This is a genomic window from Robinsoniella sp. RHS (genome assembly GCF_001029355.1).
GTDB lineage: Bacteria > Bacillota > Clostridia > Lachnospirales > Lachnospiraceae > Robinsoniella > Robinsoniella peoriensis.
In genome coordinates this window covers 1-17,691 of the sequence record NZ_JNGB01000026.1, presented here as the reverse complement: position 1 = coordinate 17,691, position 17,691 = coordinate 1, and the positions used below count along the sequence as shown (strand labels likewise).

Genomic DNA, 17,691 nt, shown 5'->3' with positions numbered 1-17,691 from the left:
TGCTTTTTTGGCTTGACGGTCAATAATTTATTTGCTACAATAATTGCAGTCGCTCTCAAAAGAGAGAACGAATGGAGCTTTTTTTGACTGGAAATATGTCATTTACAGTTAGAACAATAGATGAGCTGATGTATGAGAATTGGAAGGAGCATGGGTATGTTTAGAGTAGTAAAGCGTGACGGGGAAGTAGCAGATTTTAATTTAGGGAAGATAAGTGATGCCATAGCAAAGGCATTTGAAGCCACACAAAAGGAATATAATGAGGATATGACCAATCTTCTGGGTCTTCGTGTGACAGCTGATTTTCAGGGGAAGATTAAAGACGGGGTCATCGATGTAGAAAGCATTCAGGACAGCGTGGAAAACGTTCTTGTTCAGGCAGGATACGGAGATGTTGCAAAGGCATATATCTTATACCGGAAACAGCGGGAAAAAATCCGTAATATGAAATCGACTATCCTGGATTACAAAGAAATCGTTAACAGCTATGTTAAAGTAGAGGATTGGCGTGTAAAAGAAAATTCTACAGTTACATATTCCGTTGGAGGCCTGATCCTGAGCAACTCGGGTGCGGTTACGGCAAATTACTGGCTGTCTGAGATATATGATGAGGAAATTGCAGACGCTCATAGAAATGCGGATGTCCATATTCATGATTTGTCAATGCTTACCGGATATTGTGCAGGCTGGTCCCTAAAGCAGCTGATTCAGGAAGGCCTTGGAGGAATCAAGGGAAAGATTACTTCCGCTCCGGCAAAGCATTTATCCGTACTCTGCAACCAGATGGTGAATTTCCTTGGAATTATGCAAAACGAGTGGGCAGGCGCACAGGCTTTTTCTTCATTCGACACATATCTTGCACCTTTTGCAAAAGCAGATAAATTGAATTACCGGGAAGTTAAAAAATGTATCGAGTCCTTTATATATGGGGTAAATACCCCCAGCAGATGGGGAACCCAGGCACCATTTTCCAATATTACACTGGACTGGACCGTTCCCAATGACCTGGCGGAACTTCCGGCTATCGTAGGCGGAAAAGAAATGGACTTCTGTTATAAAGACTGTAAAAAAGAAATGGATATGATCAATAAGGCATTCATTGAGACGATGATTGAAGGAGATGCCAACGGACGCGGTTTCCAGTATCCCATTCCTACCTATTCGATCACCGGAGATTTTGACTGGTCCGATACAGAAAACAACAAGTTGTTATTCGAGATGACATCTAAATACGGTACGCCTTATTTTTCAAATTACATTAACAGTGATATGGAGCCAAGTGATGTAAGAAGTATGTGCTGCCGTCTGCGTCTGGATCTTCGCGAATTACGTAAAAAGACCGGCGGATTCTTCGGTTCGGGAGAAAGTACAGGCAGTGTAGGTGTGGTTACAATTAACATGCCGCGTATCGCTTATCTGGCAAGTAACAAAGAAGACTTTTATAAGCGTCTGGACCGCATGATGGATATTTCAGCTCGTTCATTAAAGATCAAGAGAGACGTTATTACAAAGCTTCTGGACGAAGGGCTGTATCCATATACAAAACGTTATTTAGGGGATTTCAGCAATCATTTTTCCACTATTGGATTAATCGGCATGAACGAAGTCGGTTTAAATGCAAGATGGCTTGGTAAGGATCTTTCGGAAGAGAAGACACAGCAGTTTACAAAAGATGTGTTAAACTATATGAGAAACCGATTGATTATTTATCAGGAGGAATATGGCGATTTATACAACCTGGAGGCAACTCCGGCAGAATCAACCACTTATCGCCTTGCAAAACACGACAGAAAGCGCTGGCCGGACATCAAGACGGCAGGAAAAGACGGGGATACGCCATACTATACTAACAGTTCCCACCTGCCGGTGGAATATACCGCTGATATTTTTGAAGCATTAGATATCCAGGATGAACTTCAGACCTTATATACTTCCGGAACTGTATTCCATGCATTTTTGGGAGAGAAGCTTCCGGACTGGAAAGCAGCGGCGGCACTTGTACGTAAAATTGCAGAAAATTATAAGCTGCCTTATTATACACTTTCACCTACCTATTCGGTATGTAAGAATCATGGGTATATTGCAGGAGAACATTTTGTTTGTCCGGAATGCGGTGAGACAGCAGAAGTATACAGCCGTATCACCGGGTATTACCGTCCGGTTCAGAACTGGAACGATGGCAAGACGCAGGAATACAAAAACCGCCAGTTATACGATGTGGACAATTCCTGTCTGCATAAGGTTCACAGCAGCATTGTAACCATATCAAAAGATGATGTGAAAGTAGAGCCGGGCAAGGGAATCAAGTACCTGTTTACCACAAAGACCTGTCCAAACTGTAAGATTGCCAAGGAAATGCTGGGAAATGAGCATTACGTTGTAATTGATGCAGAAGAAAATCAGGAACTGGTACAAAAATTCGGTGTGATGCAGGCACCTACACTGGTTGTGGTAGAAGGTGATAAGGCGAAAAAATATGTAAATGCTTCGAATATCAAAAAATATGTAGATACAAACCAGTAGAAGTTACGGAAATGTGTTTTGAAAGGTATTATGAAATGTGTCGTTGAAATATATGAATGATTTGTGTTCACGAGTCAGGAATATATTCTAAAAGCGCAGATGCGGCTGACAGCCTGTTAGAGGGCAGATGCTGCATCTGCGCTTTTATAAAACAGGCTGTCAGCTGTATCTGCGCTTTCATGTAAAAAAATCGGCAAAAGAATAAGGCTGCTATACTAAATACATAGTATAACAACCTTATTCTGGTTTCGCTAGATTAACTGAAATTACATTTTTTCAACGTTAGCTGCCTGCATTCCGCGAGCGCCTTCTGTTAAATCATAAGAAACTGCCTGACCTTCTTCAAGAGATTTGAAGCCGTCTCCCTGGATAGCTGAGAAATGTACAAATACATCTGCTCCGTCTTCTCCTGTGATAAATCCGTAACCTTTTTCTGCGTTAAACCATTTCACTGTACCTTTGTTCATTTTGTGGTACCTCCATTAAAATATTGTGCTCTTGAAAATAAAAAAATTCACCAGCTATTACAGATTATATAGGTGTTAAATATAATCTCTAATAACTAGTGAATTACTTTACATCCAATAAATCTTTGATACAAGTCAAATTATAGTCGTTTAAGGGGAAAATGTCAAGCAAAAAATAAGGAATTTAAGGGCATTCTGAAAGGAAAATATTTAAGGGGAAATCCTCTGATTTTTCTCGGTGCGAACCTCTATCTATTCGTAAATAATTATGTTAAAATAATAAAATAAACTAGTGATTTTCTGGGGAAAAGGAGCTTTTCTGTTATGACAGATCATGAAAAAAGAGAAATTATAACCTTTGCAGACAATATTCTGGAAAGATACTTTTGCGAAGGCGATATAGACTATTTTATTTCAACGCTGAGTCAGGATATTATCTGGCTGGGAGCGGGGGAAAAACAGCGGGCGGAAGGCAAGGAGGAAGTCAGCCGCCACTTTCTGGAGGGAAAAGACGATCTGATTCTTTGTGATATGTGGGATAAGCGTTACGTGGTATCTGAATTGGGACCAGATTATTATCTCTGTGAAGGTGAAAGTATGCTGGAAGCAAAACCGGATACGGGCATGAACATGCATACCCGTCAAAGAATCACTTTTATATTCAGAAGAACGGATAAAGGACTTGAGACCATGCATATCCATAATTCAGTTCCTCTGTCAGCCATGGGTGAAGATGAATTATTTCCGGTGGAAGCTGCAAAAGAAGCATTTGAGAAGATGCAGGAGAAAGTGATTGAGCAGAACCGGCAGATTGAACTGATGATGTCACAGCTTCCCGGCGGAATGGCAGTCTGCGGCATGGACGAGTCGTTTACCGTCAAGTGGGTCAGCCCCGGGCTTTGCCGGATATTGGGATGCGGGAGCAGGAACACCTATGACGGAGAACTGCGGATTTCTTTTCGGGACTTTATATTTCCGGAAGACAGGGAAAGTGTGAGGCAACAGGTTGAGAAAGCTTTTGAAGCGGGTGATATTTATTCTTTGGAATACCGCATTTTGCGTCCGGATGGAAAAGTTTTGTGGGTAATGGATATTGGCAAAAAAGTTACAGATGGAATAGAGCCTTCTGTTTCCTGCTTTATCACTGATATATCGGAGCGTAAAAATCAGGAATTCAGACTGATAAAGGCTAATCAGGAAGTGAAAAGGCAGGCTGATTTCCTGACACAGCTCTATAATACAATTCCCAGCGGAATTATTCAACTGAGTACGGACCCAAGCCATAAAATTTATTATGCAAACAGACGTGCATGGGAAATCTATGGGTATAATGGAGAGGAATTTCTTCAAAATGGGAAAGACACTTTTGATTTAGTGCTAAAGGAAGAAAACCAGCATTTCAGATCGGTATTTGACAATTTAAAATGTACCGGTGATAAAGTCGCCTATGAAAGAGAAGGGGTAGGTAAAGATGGAACCAGGTACTGGGTCAGCGTATTCATGGAGCGGCTAATAAATGCTAACGGCATAGAGGTTATTCAGGCGGTTCTGAATGATATCACAGAGAACAAGATGCTTTCAAAGGAGCGGGAACAGGAACAGCTGCTGGAAAACCAGATTTTACGAGCTGCCATTTATACAGCATATCCATTGATAATGAAGATAAACTTGTCAAAGAATACATATGAATGCCTGACTTCGGGACATTTTATTATGCAGCATGATGACCATGGGAATTATCATGAGATGATAGAAAAGGTATATCCCCTGATCTATCCGGCATACAGGGAAGAATATAAGCGAACATTTGACAAAGATGGGATTTTAAAGAGATTTGAAAGCGGCAGCAATGATATATACACGGAATTCCGGCAGATGGGAGAGGATGGGAGATATCACTGGGTAGCTAATCATGTTATATTTGTCGCTAATCCATACGCTGAAGATGTTTTTGCAATCATGCTTTTCCGGGTTCTGGATGAACAGAGAGCAGAGAAAGCACGTCAGGAGCAGCTCTTACGTGATACGCTGGCCGCTGCGGAATCAGCCAATAATGCCAAGTCGGATTTCCTGTCCAGGATGAGCCACGATATCCGTACACCAATGAATGCAATCATAGGAATGAGTACAATCGGGCAGTTGAAGATAAACGATAAAAACAGGATGCTGGATTGCTTCCGGAAAATAGATGCATCATCCAGATATCTCCTTGCCCTGATCAATGATATTTTAGACATGTCTAAGATTGAACGGGGGAAAATGGTTCTTACCAATTCAAGATTCGAATTTTCGGAGTTTATAAAGAACCTTACCGAAGTTATTTATCCGCAATCGGTAATGCGGGGGATTGATTTTGAAGTACACCATGAGGAACCGCTGGAACGCTTCTATATAGGAGATTCCCTTCGCATGAATCAGATTTTAATGAATCTGCTTTCAAATGCTATGAAGTTTACTCACTCAGGCGGGAATATCATTCTGGGGATCCGGGAAGTCAGAAGGTCAAATAGTATTGCAAATCTGGAATTTACAATCTCGGATACCGGAGTGGGAATGACTGAAGATTTTATGAAAAAATTATATCAGCCATTTGAACAGGAAAGTTCAGACATAGCCAGAAACCAGACCGGAAGCGGACTGGGGCTGTCTATTGTGCACAATCTGGTGCAGCTGATGAGAGGTACCATCCAGGTCAAAAGTGATGTAGGAAAAGGAACATCATTTCGGGTGGAAATTCCACTTGGATTGGCAGAAGATGATGCAAAAGAAGAAAATGACCGTAAATCAAAGGAACTGTTAAGGGGACTCAGCGTTCTTATTGTAGATGATGACAGTATTGTAGGGGAGCAGGCATCCATGATTCTTTCCAATATCGGAGCAAAATCCATATGGGTTGATTCTGGACAGAGGGCAATTGAGGAAGTAGAGACAGCACTGACAAATGAATGTTTATTTGATCTGGCTTTGATTGACTGGAAGATGCCGGACATGGACGGCGTAGAGACAACCAGGAGAATTCGGGAATTAACCGGTCCCAATACTATGATTATTATTATTTCAGCATATGATTGGAGCATGATCGAGGCAGAAGCAAAAGCTGCCGGGGCCGATTATTTTATTGCTAAACCATTATTTAAGGCAACCCTTTATGACACTCTGATACAGCTTCAGATTACGCATAATGAACCGGAAGTAAAAAAAGGGTATCATCTGAACGGACAGCGTGTGCTACTCGTAGAAGACAATGTATTAAATATGGAAATAGCGAAATCGCTCCTTGAAATGCATCAGATGGAGGTAGACACAGCGGAGGATGGGGCCGAGGCACTGGAAAAATTCCAGAGTATGCCGGAAAACTATTATCTGGCAATCCTTATGGATATCCGAATGCCGGTTATGAATGGACTGGATGCTGCAAGATCCATAAGAGGCCTGCTGAGAAAAGATGCAGGAGCCATTCCAATTATAGCAATGTCGGCAAATGCATTTGATGAGGATAAAAACCAGGCTTTTGAAGCCGGAATGAACGGGTATCTGGTTAAACCGGTAGATGTGGATAAATTGTTCCAGACCCTGGAAAAATATATATAATGGTCTGATAACAAATACATAGCAGTTTAATTAAAAGCGGGAGCATTGGGATATTGTTGATTCAATATCCCAATGTTTTTTTAAAAATATCATAAAAAAGTACTTTACGTGATGGAGTAATTGTGATATGATTACTTCATCAGATAAAGTAATTACTCTACGTGATGAAGAACAGGGGGTGGAGATTTGATCAGCAGCGATGTTTTAAGGGGGTACAATGACTCAATTCTTCTTAGTATCCTGTCAAAAGGGGATTCCTACGGATATGAAATTTCCAAAGAAATCAAGCGGGTATCGGATGAAAAATACGTTATGAAAGAAACAACTCTTTATTCCGCTTTTAACCGTTTAGAGAAAAATGGATTTATTGAGTCCTATTTTGGTGATGAGACTTATGGAAAAAGAAGGACCTATTTTCGGATTACAGATGCCGGAAAGGAATACCTTAAAGAAAAATGCGAAGAATGGCAACTGACAAAGGAAGTAATTAATAAATTTTTAAAGGAGATGAGCTAATGGACACGATCAGGACATATGTGGATACCATGTTCCGGGGACTTATGATGTCAAGGGAGATGGAACGTCTGAAGGAAGAAATATTGGGTAATATGGAAGAGAAGTACCAGGAATTGAAAAACGACGGAAAGACAGAAAACGAAGCAGTAGGTATTGTAATTTCTGAATTTGGAAATATTGATGAGCTAATTAAAGAATTTGAAATTAATTCAGAAAATTTGGATGGGTGCAGTGAGTCTGATCAGATGAACGGTGAGGAAGTATGTGAATATCTGAAAAAAAGCATGAAAAGCACCCGCCTGGTTGCAATTGGAGTGGATATCATACTGGTGGGAGTGGCTTATTTGATATTGATGTACGGACTTTTGGACGATCGTGGACTGAATGAAAATCTGCTGGTCAGCATTACGTTATTTCCCTTGCTTATCATAATTATTATTGCGGTAGGAATGTTTATTTACTCAGGCTATTCTATGGAGAAGTATAAGAATATTGAAAAAGGAGAATTTCAGATTACTTATGAAACAAAAACATTTTTAGAAAATTTAATGGAGAAAGAAAGATCCGGGTTTATTATATCTGTTATTGTAGGCGTAAGTCTCTGTATTGCATCACCGATTCCCGTAATATTGGGTAAATTTCTGAATGATAAAGCTACATTTGCAGGAGTCAGCATTTTATTGATAATGATTGCGGCAGCAGTTTATATATTTATTGTATTCGGAACCAGATCAGAGTGCTGCAAGCGTCTGTTAAAGATTGAAGAATTTGCACAAGAGGAACAGGAAAAAAATAAAGTGATTGGTTCTGTGGCAGCAGTCGTATTTCCTATAGCGGCATTGATTTTCTTTATCTGGGGAATCGGTTTCGGCGGGTGGAAAATCTGCTGGATTGTCTTTCCGGCAGCAGGTATTCTATTTGGTATTTTTGCATCAGCTTACTCAAATCTTAAGAGAAATTTATAAGATAACCAGAAGCAGTCTTATATCGGTTCTAAAGCCTGATATAAGGCTGCTTTTGATTGTAAGCTTGCAACAAATGTGTATTTATGTTAAGATGGTACAACAATACCCCCTGTAAGCGGTGGGGTACCTGACCCCTGCGTCAGTTGCCGGATGGATTCGCAAGCGAACCCATCTGGCTCGTTGTTCGCAGGAATAAATGAACGAGGTATACAAATGAGTAACGTGGTTTTGATCGGGATGCCGGGCGTAGGTAAGAGTACCGTCGGGGTAATTCTGGCTAAAGTGCTGGGATATCATTTCGTGGATGCTGATATATTGATACAGGAGCAGGAAGGCAGGCTGCTTCGGGAGATTATTGAAGAAGACGGTGTAGATGGCTTTATTGAAATAGAAAACAGGGTGAACAGCCGGATTCAGGAAGAAAATGCCGTAATCGCTACTGGCGGCAGCGTAGTATACGGAAAAGATGCTATGGAAAACTTAAGCCGAATTGGAACAGTGGTTTATTTACAATTAGATTATATAGATTTATTTACCCGCCTGGGCGATTTAAAAGGGCGTGGTGTTGTTCTGAGAGAGGGACAGACCCTTCGGAATCTGTTTGACGAACGAACACCGCTCTATGACAAATATGCGGATATTGTTGTCAATGAGGCAGGATTAACGGTGGAAGAGACACTGGAAGCAGTTGTGGAAGGTTTGAAGAAACTGGGGATTGCCCCTGGAGACAGATCGAAGTGCAGAAAAAAATAGACAAATAGAAATACATAATTTTGTAACATTTTGCCATATTTTAGGGGTAATAGTGCACAGGAAATGCTATTTGATTGTATTTTTTTTGAAAGATATATGGAAAAAATTACTTAAATTTTAATTTTTGTTTACAAAAGTAAAGAATGTGATATAATATAGTTTAGATATTTTAAAGGGGTAACAGTAAGACAAAATTCGAGGGGTCGTTTTTGTCTATAAGAATTGAAGAGAGTATAAATAAGTATAGAGGTGTCCTATGGAACAATATATTATTAAAGGCGGTAACCCACTGGTAGGTGATGTTGAGATCGGTGGGGCTAAGAATGCAGCGCTTGGAATCCTTGCAGCCGCAATTATGACAGATGAGACCATACTAGTAGAAAATTTACCAGATGTACAGGACGTGAATGTGCTGTTAGAAGCTATCAGTGTAATTGGCGCAAAGGTTGAACGGGTAAGCAGGAGCGCAGTTTTAATTAATGGCTCCATGATTGGCAGTGTCAGCGTGGATTATGAGTTCATAAAAAAGATAAGAGCCTCTTACTATTTATTAGGAGCGTTATTAGGAAAATACAAGAAGGCAGAAGTACCTCTGCCGGGCGGATGCAATATCGGCAGCAGGCCGATTGATTTGCATTTAAAAGGTTTTAAGGCATTAGGAGCAAAAGTGAGCATTCAGCATGGAGCGATTGTTGCCCAGGCGGAGAGACTCGTTGGAAAACATATATTTTTAGATACCGTTTCCGTTGGTGCTACCATTAACATTATGATGGCAGCAACCATGGCAGAAGGATATACCATTATTGAGAACTCAGCAAGAGAGCCTCATGTCGTTGATGTGGCGAACTTCCTGAACAGTATGGGAGCAAATATCAAAGGCGCAGGTACTGATGTAATCCGTATCCGCGGTGTAGAGAAGCTTCATAAAACAGAATATTCCATTATTCCGGATCAGATAGAAGCAGGAACCTTCATGTTTGCAGCAGCAGCAACGAAGGGGGATGTTATGGTGAGAAATGTAATTCCAAAGCATTTGGAAGCCACAACAGCAAAATTGATTGAAATTGGCTGTGAAGTAGAAGAATTTGATGATGCGGTACGTGTTGTCGCATCAAAGCAGTTACGCAATACAAATGTAAAGACATTACCATATCCCGGATATCCTACGGATATGCAGCCGCAGATCGGTGTTACGCTGGCACTGGCAACAGGAACCAGTATTGTAACAGAGAGCATATTTGAAAATCGTTTTAAATATGTGGATGAGCTGGCAAGAATGGGAGCTACAGTCAAGGTAGAAGGCAATACGGCAGTTATCTACGGTGTGGACAAACTGACAGGTGCACAGGTGAGCGCACCTGATTTAAGAGCTGGTGCAGCGCTTGTCATTGCGGGGCTTGCAGCGGAAGGAATCACAATTGTAGATGATATCGTTTATATCCAGCGTGGCTATGAATGTTTTGAAGATAAACTCCGTGGCCTTGGAGCTGAAATAGAAAAAGTTTCGAGTGAAAAAGAAATACAGAAATTTAAATTAAGAGTGGGATGAAGATACACTCTGACAATCGGGGACGGAGGATTTTAGCAATCCTTTGTCCCTCTTTATTTATTTTTAAATTGTAAACCAGCCAAAGGATTGATTTCTTTGGCTTTTTATGAAAGAGATGGAGGATGATATTTATGGGACAGGAAAAGATATTTCGCTTTGCTATCATGGGGGCAGGAGGTATTGCTGAAAAATTTTGTGATGCGGTTAACCGGCTGGAGAACATGGAAGTAATTGCAGTCGCCAGTAAGAGTCTGGACCGGGCATCCCGGTTTGCTAAAAAGAACAATGTAGCCCAGGCATATGACAGCTATGAAGAGATGTTAAAGGATGCAGATCCGGATGGAGTCTATATTGCAACGACGCCCAATTACCACTTTGAACTTACGATGCTCTGCCTGGATTATAAGAAACCGGTACTCTGTGAAAAAGCAATGATGGTAAATGGAGAGGAAGCAAGACTAGTATTCCAAAGATCCAAAGAGCTGGGAGTCTTTGTTATGGAGGGGATGTGGTCCAGATTCCTTCCTCATAACAAAATTGCTAAACAATGGCTGGATGAAGGTAAAATCGGTAATGTAGAGCTGGCCGAAATTAATATTGGCTTCCAGGCGGGAAATGATCCAAAGAACCGCTTTAATAATCCTGATCTGGCGGGCGGTGCGGCAACGGATATCACGGTTTATTGTTTTGAACTGATGACATATTTTTTAGATCGTCCGGTAAAAGATATACATACCTATATGATTCAATCTGAAACCGGGGTTGATAAAACCGAACAGATATCCATTTTATATGATAATTGTATTGCAAATATGCACGCAAGCATTGCTGCAAAGCTAAATGATGAAGCTGTATTTTACGGGACCGAAGGAAAGATTGTAGTACCGCTGGTTCACTATGGACAAGAGTGTTCCCTGTACCGTGACCGGGAAGAACCGGTACATTTTACAGATCAGACAGAGAATGGATTTATTTATGAAATCCAGGAAATGGTGGACTGCGTGAAACGTGGTGAGGTGGAGAGCAAGGTGACACCTCATGAAATGACAATCCGCTGCGCTACAATGTTTGATCAGCTAATGGGAAGAAAGGGTTAAGCACCAATTCATGCCAATCAAGGTTTATCCTAATAAAAAATTGAATTCTTCTTTATAAATATCATGATATATAGTATGATATTAACTGATACTGTTCATAATCAGAGTAAAGGAGAAAACGAACATGAAAAATAAAAACATGAAGTATATCATTGCCGGAGTTGTAGTGCTCGTTGTAATAGCAGTTGCTGCAGCTGTGTTGGTGACAGGAAATAAGAAAAAAAATTCTGAAGATAAAATGGGAAAAACGGAGCAGTCATCGGAAACATTGACAGAACAAAAAACAGAAAACTCATCGGAATTACAGACGGAGAAAAAAACTGAAAATTCATCTGAAAATCCAGAGGAAAATGTAATTACTGCCATGTATCTCACCTATGGAGAAGAAAACTTTATTTTTATCGATACAAAAAACGGAACACTTTTCACGGCACCGGTGCCGGAGGGCGGTCTGGTTGATAAAGATGGGAAACAGATCAAGCAGGAAGATCTGACCAGAGGAAATATTTTAAAGATTTATGGAAATGGAATAATGCTGCAGTCTTATCCGGGACAGTACCCGGGAGTTACAAAAATGGTGCTGGATCAGACCGGAAAGCCGGAGGATGCGGACCAGTATAATGAGATCATCGACCAGATTTACCAGGAGCCGGATCCTGCTGAGCCTCCATATCTTTCTGCTGAGTACACCCAGCCGGAAGCAGTCGTATCGGCAGCGATTACCCGGGGCGGATACGAGTGGAGCTACGAAAATGAGGATGGAACCACAGGTACTGCAAAAACAGATATGACGCCGGTCCTTGGATGGAAGGAAATCAATGATCTTACTTTAAATGAACCTACGGATCTGAAACTGGACTTTACGAAAAAACCAGACACCATAGAAATTATCCGGTGGACGGAGGATGTACAGAAGCAGTATAGCGAAGGCAGCGATTTACCCGAGGGAGAAAAGGTAGAGCCGGAAGAGAAGGATGGAGTATTCATTATTCCGGCAGCAGAAGCAGGGTATACCTATCAGATAACCGCAAAATGGGGCAACGGAACAGTAGATTTTGGATTTGTGACAAAGAGTAAGAAATAATAATTTTAAAATGATTTATAGCGTGTTTGAAAACAAAGTTCGGACACGCTCTTGGGGGACAGAACAGATAAAGCTGAAAGGATAAGAAACAATGGTATTTTTGGAAAGCACATTGGTGTCCATCGTAAACCTGGCGGTGCTGCTCTTTGAGTACATTGGCGTGGGTGTCATCGCGTATACCGGAATTCAGGGAATTATTAATTATATCCGCAGAAAACCGGAGACGCGGCTCATGCTGGCAAAGGGACTGGCAATGGGGTTGGAATTTAAGCTTGGCAGTGAAATTCTAAGAACGGTAGTTGTTCGCCAAATCTCTGAAATTGTCCTGGTAGCAGGAATTATTGCTTTGCGGGCTATCCTGACATTTTTAATTCACTGGGAAATAAAAAATGAAGAAAAAGAATATGACCTTCATCTTAGTAAGAAAGAAGAGAATTGAATGGTTAAGAGATCTGAAGAGACTGAATCAGTCTCTTTTTTCTTTGACTAAAACAGAAATCTGAATCACATAATTGTCATATCCATTTACTGTTAGTTCATCCAGCAGATAATCTTCGAAGAAGAGTTCATCTAATTCCAGTGCATGTTCTCCCGCAAACGTAAGCATCCGGCGATAAGTTTCTCCGATCTGTTTCCAACCGCCCTGATGGTAACCATATAAATAAGCCCCTCCCGGCTTTAAGGTATAAGAAACTCCCTTAGGCGGGGAATCCAGGAGCAGATAAATATGGCGGTAATCGTTGTATATACCTTGGTGAATTTTCGTTGCGTATTGCAGAAATCCGATCCCATAAGGGCTCTTAATTCCAAGGTTTTCCCCCAGACTAATCAGTTCCCCTATTTTTTTTGCCAGTTCTTTGTCATTATAAGTTGAAGTATGGGTAGGAATATAGTACTGGGGCGCTGTTTCTAATACCTCAATTCTGGAAAAATCTTTTTGCAGAGCTTTTTGAATAAATTCAGATTTAAACCGCAGCCATTTTTTGGTTTTCTTCAGTTTTGCCATTTTCCGGTCGATTATTTTTTCCTCTTCTTCTAAAAGTGATATTAAGGCTTGAGGGCTTTTATGATCCAGGTAGTATTTTATATCAGACAAGGGCATATCCAGCTCTTTTAAATTCCAGATCACATCAAACACATCCAGCTGGGAAATGGAGTAATACCGATAATCGTTGTCCAGTTTTATTTCAGGAGAAAACAGACCGATTTTGTCATAGTGAAACAGGGTGTGCTTGGTGACTCCGGTGAGTTTTGCAAATTCTCCTGTTGTAAAATAAAGATCTTTATTAATCATAAATCTCCCTTCCTTAGCTTCCTTTCATATTTTTTTTAATTTAAATAATATATAAATTGTAAACTCACATTTTATTAGAAAATAATTTTTCCTTGACTATAGGGTAACCCGATACCTTATGATAGTAAAGAAATCGCTAAAATGCAATAAAAAGAGGTGTTATATCATGAAAAATTCAATTACGAAAGATTTTAATTTTGTTTCTCTGCTGAGATTTGCTCTGCCTACTATGGTAATGATGGTGTTTATGTCCCTGTATACCATTGTGGATGGTGTTTTTATATCCAGGCTTCTTGGAAGTGATGCTCTGTCTGCTACAAATATTGTTTATCCTGCGGTGAATATACTGATAGCGGTTGGCGTTATGCTGGCTACCGGCGGCAGTGCAATTATAGCAAGAAAAATGGGAGAAAAGAAACCAGAGGAAGCCAGACAGAATTTTACTTTAATTGTAATTTCCGGATTGTTGTTTGGTATCTTGTCCTTAACGGCAGGCAATATTTTTATAGAGCCTATGGTAAAAGCGCTGGGGGCTACGGATAAAATACTTGGGAATAGTATTTCTTATTTACAGATTCTCCTTTTATTTGCGCCTGCATGTGTACTTCAGCTGTTATTCCAGTCATTCTTCGTGACAGCAGGGAAGCCTGTAATCGGACTGGGACTGACTTTGCTGGGAGGACTTACAAATGCTGTGCTGGATTACGTTTTTATGGGTCCGTTGCAGATGGGGATCGGGGGAGCAGCTCTGGCTACCGGAATTGGACAGGCAGTACCGGGTGTAGCCGGCCTTATCTATTTTTGGAAAATAAAGAGAGATTTATTCTTTGTTAAACCCAAAATGGATTTTGGCGTGCTGAAAGAAAGCTGTCTGAACGGTTCGTCAGAGATGGTTACCAATCTGTCTGCTGCAATTGTAACCTTTTTGTTTAATATTATTATGCTTCGGTTTCTGGGGGAAAATGGCGTTGCGGCGATTACGATCGTACTTTATGGCCAGTTCCTGTTCAATGCTTTATATCTGGGATTTGCAATAGGTGTAGCGCCTGTGTTCAGTTTTAACTACGGAAGTGGAAATGTGATTTTACTACGGCGGATATATAAAATCTGTACCCGGTTTATTGCCGTTTCCGCAGTTGTAATTACGATCATTGCGTTGGCGGGGGCACCCATAATTGTAGAAATATTTACACCGCGTACTTCAGCAACCTATGAAATTGCCAGCAGAGGATTCTTTCTGTTCTCATTCAACTATTTGTTTGCAGGGATGAATATATTCGCTTCCGGCATGTTTACTGCATTTTCAAACGGTAAAATATCGGCGGCGATATCATTTATGCGTACCTTTGGCTTTATAGTGAGCTGCATTTTGATTCTGCCTTATATCATAGGCGTTGATGGGGTCTGGATGGCAGTTCCCCTTGCAGAGTGTCTCACTGTATTTATCTCCTGTTTCTTCTTCCGCAGAAAGAGAGAAGTTTACGGTTATGCAGTATAAGAAAAAAGTTATCAAGATGATTACGTTCTTGATAACTTTTTTATTTACCGTATTTACAGATAAGGTATGCCGGGAATCTCCGGGTAGCTGCCCATGGAAATCAATAATTCCAGCCCTACCTGCCGAGCGGCCAGAACAGCTTCCTTTACGGCGCTGGCGTTGCCGGATACAGCAAGAATGACTTCATTAGAGTGGCTGGTACCTTTATTCGGGGTCATATACTCGATTATATTTACGCCGGCGGCTTTCATTGCATTATCAGCCATTACAAGACCGATAGCAGCCGGTGAACCGCATAAGAAGCCAAACGCCTGGCCTGCGGGAGCGTGAAAAGCTTTGTTCAGTACCTGCCCTGCACTTGCAGAAAAAGCAAATTCCAGGTGTCCGGCTTCGCTGATATAAAGTTCCCCTGCATACTTATTTGTCAGTTCAAGAGCAATGGAAACAGCCTGCCTGACATCAGAAACACTGTTTCCGCCAAGTACAATGTAATTACCATGTCCGCCCCAGCCCTTGGTATCTCTGGGAAGTTCGATGGATAATACTTCTGTATTGGTGGCTTTCACTGCTTCATCTACAGCAGTGAGCTGTCCTGCCGCACCGGTTCGGGAACTGAAAACACCTATGGTATGATAAGCTTTTCCAACATTCATTTGTTCCAAAAGAGCATCATCGATTCCCGCAATCACCAAACCGATTGTGTCCAGTACCGCGGTTCCGATAAATTCCGTTCTTGTGCAGTTCATGCTGATTGATTTTACATCCATAGTTTTGTTTTCTCCTCTTTAACGATACTTTCATGCATTCAGTATAAAGAAAAAACAACAAAAAGTCAACGAAAACAAATATTGCTTTACAGAACTTTTTCAATAAAGTGCACAGGATATTTATCCCAGTATTTTTTATAAACCCGTTCATTTTGTCCATCGAAATTGAGCTGGTACATTCTGAATGTGGTTAATATATCCTTCGGCTGCCAGTGTTCTTCGTAAGAATATTGATAGTTCATGCCCAGGCGTCTCATGACTTTGCCGCTGCGGGAGTTTTTGATATCATGGGTAGCTGTTACATACCGGAATCCGTCTCTTTTTAATTGCTCTAATACGGCTTTTGCTGCCTCTGATACGATTCCCTTGTGCCAGAATTCTTTTCTCAGCCCATAGCCGAAATCATAGCTGTCATCTATGCACACATGTACATAACCAATGGGCACATTATCTGTTTTCAGGCAGACAGCATATCGGTATCCTTTCGCCTGCTGATATGATCTGGCATAGTTTTCTTTGAAAAAAGTTATGGTTTCTTCCAGTGATTTCAGAGGAAACCAGGGTAAATAAGTATTCACTTCTTCATCTTTGTAGATGGAAAATAAGGCATCCATGTCATTTTCAGTGAATTTCCTTAATATCAGTCTGTCTGTTTCCAGTGCAGGTGTATTTTGAATCTGCATTTTACTCCCCTTTCCACAACCCGGCAAACGATTTTTATTCGTTGTTCCGATTGTTGTGCTATCTTATTGTACCGTTCCGCTTATCGCTTGTTTCTTTACCATATTCTATCATTTGGTACTCCTAAAGTCACGACATATCTGCTTCTATTGCTTTTTCTATATAATTTTTTATCAACTTTTTATCATTAGAGTAATTTCCATAAAAAAGTACTTGACGAACAGGCGAATAAGCGTTATCGTAGTAGACGTAACAAAATTAAATATTATATTTTCTCTTATTCAGAGTGGTGGAGATACAAAGGATCTGTGAAACCACGGCAACCCCGTCAGAGGAAGGTGCCAACCTGAGCGAGTAATTCGAACAATAAGAGGATTTACTTATCATAATAGATAGGGGGTCCGCTTAGTGCGGACCTTTTTTAGTTTAAAAGCAGGAGCAGTTTTGTGAAGCGGGACATGTTCCCGGCCTCAAGTAAGCCTGCAGGATATGTTAAATCGATCTCGTGAGAAAATATAAATGCTCTTATCCAAAGGAGGATTCTATGGAAAAATTATTATTTACTTCTGAATCAGTAACAGAAGGACATCCGGACAAAATGTGCGACCAGATCTCTGATGCTATCTTAGATGCTCTGTTAGAGCAGGATCCCATGAGCCGTGTGGCGTGTGAGACTGCAACTACTACAGGCATGGTTCTGGTAATGGGAGAAATTTCTACAAATGCTTATGTGGATATCCAGAAGATTGTGCGTGATACGGTAAGAAACATTGGCTATACACGTGGAAAATATGGATTTGATGCGGAAACCTGCGGCGTTATCACAGCCATTGACGAGCAGTCTTCCGATATTGCCATGGGCGTTGACAAAGCGCTGGAAGCAAAGGAAAATACCATGACCGATGA

Annotated in this window: 15 protein-coding genes and 1 riboswitch; of the genes, 11 read left to right on the top strand and 4 right to left on the bottom strand. The window is 40.9% G+C overall.

Translation table 11 applies throughout. The annotated features are described in order from the left end of the window. Positions 1–156 precede the first annotated feature (156 nt). Positions 157–2,523 (top strand): ribonucleoside triphosphate reductase, encoded by a 2,367-nt coding sequence (locus RHS_RS13640; protein ID WP_027295094.1) that lies wholly within the window; start codon positions 157–159, stop codon positions 2,521–2,523. A 266-nt stretch (positions 2,524–2,789) separates the two neighbouring features. Here RHS_RS13640 and RHS_RS13635 read toward each other — a convergent pair whose 3' ends face one another. Beyond that, positions 2,790–2,990 (bottom strand): cold-shock protein, encoded by a 201-nt coding sequence (locus RHS_RS13635; protein WP_027295093.1) that lies wholly within the window; start codon positions 2,988–2,990, stop codon positions 2,790–2,792. A 324-nt stretch (positions 2,991–3,314) separates the two neighbouring features. Between RHS_RS13635 and RHS_RS13630 the strand changes: the two genes are divergently transcribed. From RHS_RS13630 to RHS_RS13595, 8 genes are all read left to right on the top strand, one after another. Further along, positions 3,315–6,581, top strand: coding sequence for a PAS domain-containing hybrid sensor histidine kinase/response regulator (locus RHS_RS13630; protein ID WP_047833499.1), 3,267 nt, complete (start codon positions 3,315–3,317; stop codon positions 6,579–6,581). A gap of 186 nt (positions 6,582–6,767) precedes the next feature. Further along, on the top strand, positions 6,768–7,097 hold the full coding sequence (locus tag RHS_RS13625; protein ID WP_044293931.1) for a PadR family transcriptional regulator: 330 nt from the start codon (positions 6,768–6,770) through the stop codon (positions 7,095–7,097). Then, complete coding sequence (locus RHS_RS13620; RefSeq protein WP_044293932.1) at positions 7,097–8,062, top strand: permease prefix domain 1-containing protein; 966 nt, start codon at positions 7,097–7,099, stop codon at positions 8,060–8,062. Before RHS_RS13625 ends, RHS_RS13620 begins: the two co-directional genes overlap by 1 nt. A gap of 213 nt (positions 8,063–8,275) precedes the next feature. Further along, positions 8,276–8,815: a shikimate kinase gene (locus RHS_RS13615; protein WP_395022372.1), complete on the top strand. Its 540-nt coding sequence runs from the start codon at positions 8,276–8,278 to the stop codon at positions 8,813–8,815. Between the two features lie 256 nt (positions 8,816–9,071). Continuing rightward, a complete protein-coding gene (locus RHS_RS13610) occupies positions 9,072–10,364 on the top strand; it encodes a UDP-N-acetylglucosamine 1-carboxyvinyltransferase (RefSeq protein ID WP_027295091.1) in 1,293 nt (430 codons plus the stop codon). A gap of 131 nt (positions 10,365–10,495) precedes the next feature. Next, positions 10,496–11,461: a Gfo/Idh/MocA family protein gene (locus tag RHS_RS13605; protein WP_027295090.1), complete on the top strand. Its 966-nt coding sequence runs from the start codon at positions 10,496–10,498 to the stop codon at positions 11,459–11,461. Between the two features lie 124 nt (positions 11,462–11,585). Then, on the top strand, positions 11,586–12,545 hold the full coding sequence (locus RHS_RS31010) for a hypothetical protein (RefSeq protein ID WP_395022370.1): 960 nt from the start codon (positions 11,586–11,588) through the stop codon (positions 12,543–12,545). A gap of 91 nt (positions 12,546–12,636) precedes the next feature. Continuing rightward, positions 12,637–12,984 (top strand): DUF1622 domain-containing protein, encoded by a 348-nt coding sequence (locus RHS_RS13595; protein ID WP_044289523.1) that lies wholly within the window; start codon positions 12,637–12,639, stop codon positions 12,982–12,984. A gap of 27 nt (positions 12,985–13,011) precedes the next feature. Here RHS_RS13595 and RHS_RS13590 read toward each other — a convergent pair whose 3' ends face one another. Next, the gene (locus RHS_RS13590) at positions 13,012–13,839 is read right to left on the bottom strand and encodes a MerR family transcriptional regulator (RefSeq protein ID WP_027295089.1); all 828 of its coding nucleotides are present in this window, start codon (positions 13,837–13,839) and stop codon (positions 13,012–13,014) included. Positions 13,840–14,005: 166 nt separating this feature from the next. Here RHS_RS13590 and RHS_RS13585 point away from each other — a divergent pair, with 166 nt between their 5' ends. After that, positions 14,006–15,337: an MATE family efflux transporter gene (locus tag RHS_RS13585; protein ID WP_047833498.1), complete on the top strand. Its 1,332-nt coding sequence runs from the start codon at positions 14,006–14,008 to the stop codon at positions 15,335–15,337. A 53-nt stretch (positions 15,338–15,390) separates the two neighbouring features. Here RHS_RS13585 and pduB read toward each other — a convergent pair whose 3' ends face one another. Together pduB and RHS_RS13575 are read right to left on the bottom strand one after the other, a co-directional pair. Further along, on the bottom strand, positions 15,391–16,104 hold the full coding sequence (pduB, locus tag RHS_RS13580; protein WP_027295087.1) for a microcompartment protein PduB: 714 nt from the start codon (positions 16,102–16,104) through the stop codon (positions 15,391–15,393). 86 nt (positions 16,105–16,190) lie between these two features. Then, positions 16,191–16,787, bottom strand: coding sequence for a GNAT family N-acetyltransferase (locus tag RHS_RS13575; protein ID WP_047833497.1), 597 nt, complete (start codon positions 16,785–16,787; stop codon positions 16,191–16,193). Between the two features lie 272 nt (positions 16,788–17,059). Beyond that, a riboswitch (SAM riboswitch) is annotated at positions 17,060–17,158 on the top strand. 171 nt (positions 17,159–17,329) lie between these two features. On the opposite strand from RHS_RS13575, the gene RHS_RS13570 reads away from it, so the two are divergent. Continuing rightward, positions 17,330–17,691 (top strand): S-adenosylmethionine synthetase N-terminal domain-containing protein (locus RHS_RS13570; protein ID WP_047833496.1); only part of this gene is annotated, 362 nt, incomplete at its 3' end.

Bases quoted from the DNA above. Each gene is read 5' to 3' on its own strand.
- RHS_RS13575 (WP_047833497.1), bottom strand. From the start codon at position 16,787: ATGCAGATTCAAAATACACCTGCACTGGAAACAGACAGACTGATATTA.
- RHS_RS13635 (WP_027295093.1), bottom strand. From the start codon at position 2,990: ATGAACAAAGGTACAGTGAAATGGTTTAACGCAGAAAAAGGTTACGGA.
- RHS_RS13640 (WP_027295094.1), top strand. From the start codon at position 157: ATGTTTAGAGTAGTAAAGCGTGACGGGGAAGTAGCAGATTTTAATTTA.
- RHS_RS13595 (WP_044289523.1), top strand. From the start codon at position 12,637: ATGGTATTTTTGGAAAGCACATTGGTGTCCATCGTAAACCTGGCGGTG.
- RHS_RS13630 (WP_047833499.1), top strand. From the start codon at position 3,315: ATGACAGATCATGAAAAAAGAGAAATTATAACCTTTGCAGACAATATT.
- pduB (WP_027295087.1), bottom strand. From the start codon at position 16,104: ATGGATGTAAAATCAATCAGCATGAACTGCACAAGAACGGAATTTATC.
- RHS_RS13615 (WP_395022372.1), top strand. From the start codon at position 8,276: ATGAGTAACGTGGTTTTGATCGGGATGCCGGGCGTAGGTAAGAGTACC.
- RHS_RS31010 (WP_395022370.1), top strand. From the start codon at position 11,586: ATGAAAAATAAAAACATGAAGTATATCATTGCCGGAGTTGTAGTGCTC.
- RHS_RS13585 (WP_047833498.1), top strand. From the start codon at position 14,006: ATGAAAAATTCAATTACGAAAGATTTTAATTTTGTTTCTCTGCTGAGA.
- RHS_RS13605 (WP_027295090.1), top strand. From the start codon at position 10,496: ATGGGACAGGAAAAGATATTTCGCTTTGCTATCATGGGGGCAGGAGGT.
- RHS_RS13610 (WP_027295091.1), top strand. From the start codon at position 9,072: ATGGAACAATATATTATTAAAGGCGGTAACCCACTGGTAGGTGATGTT.
- RHS_RS13620 (WP_044293932.1), top strand. From the start codon at position 7,097: ATGGACACGATCAGGACATATGTGGATACCATGTTCCGGGGACTTATG.
- RHS_RS13590 (WP_027295089.1), bottom strand. From the start codon at position 13,839: ATGATTAATAAAGATCTTTATTTTACAACAGGAGAATTTGCAAAACTC.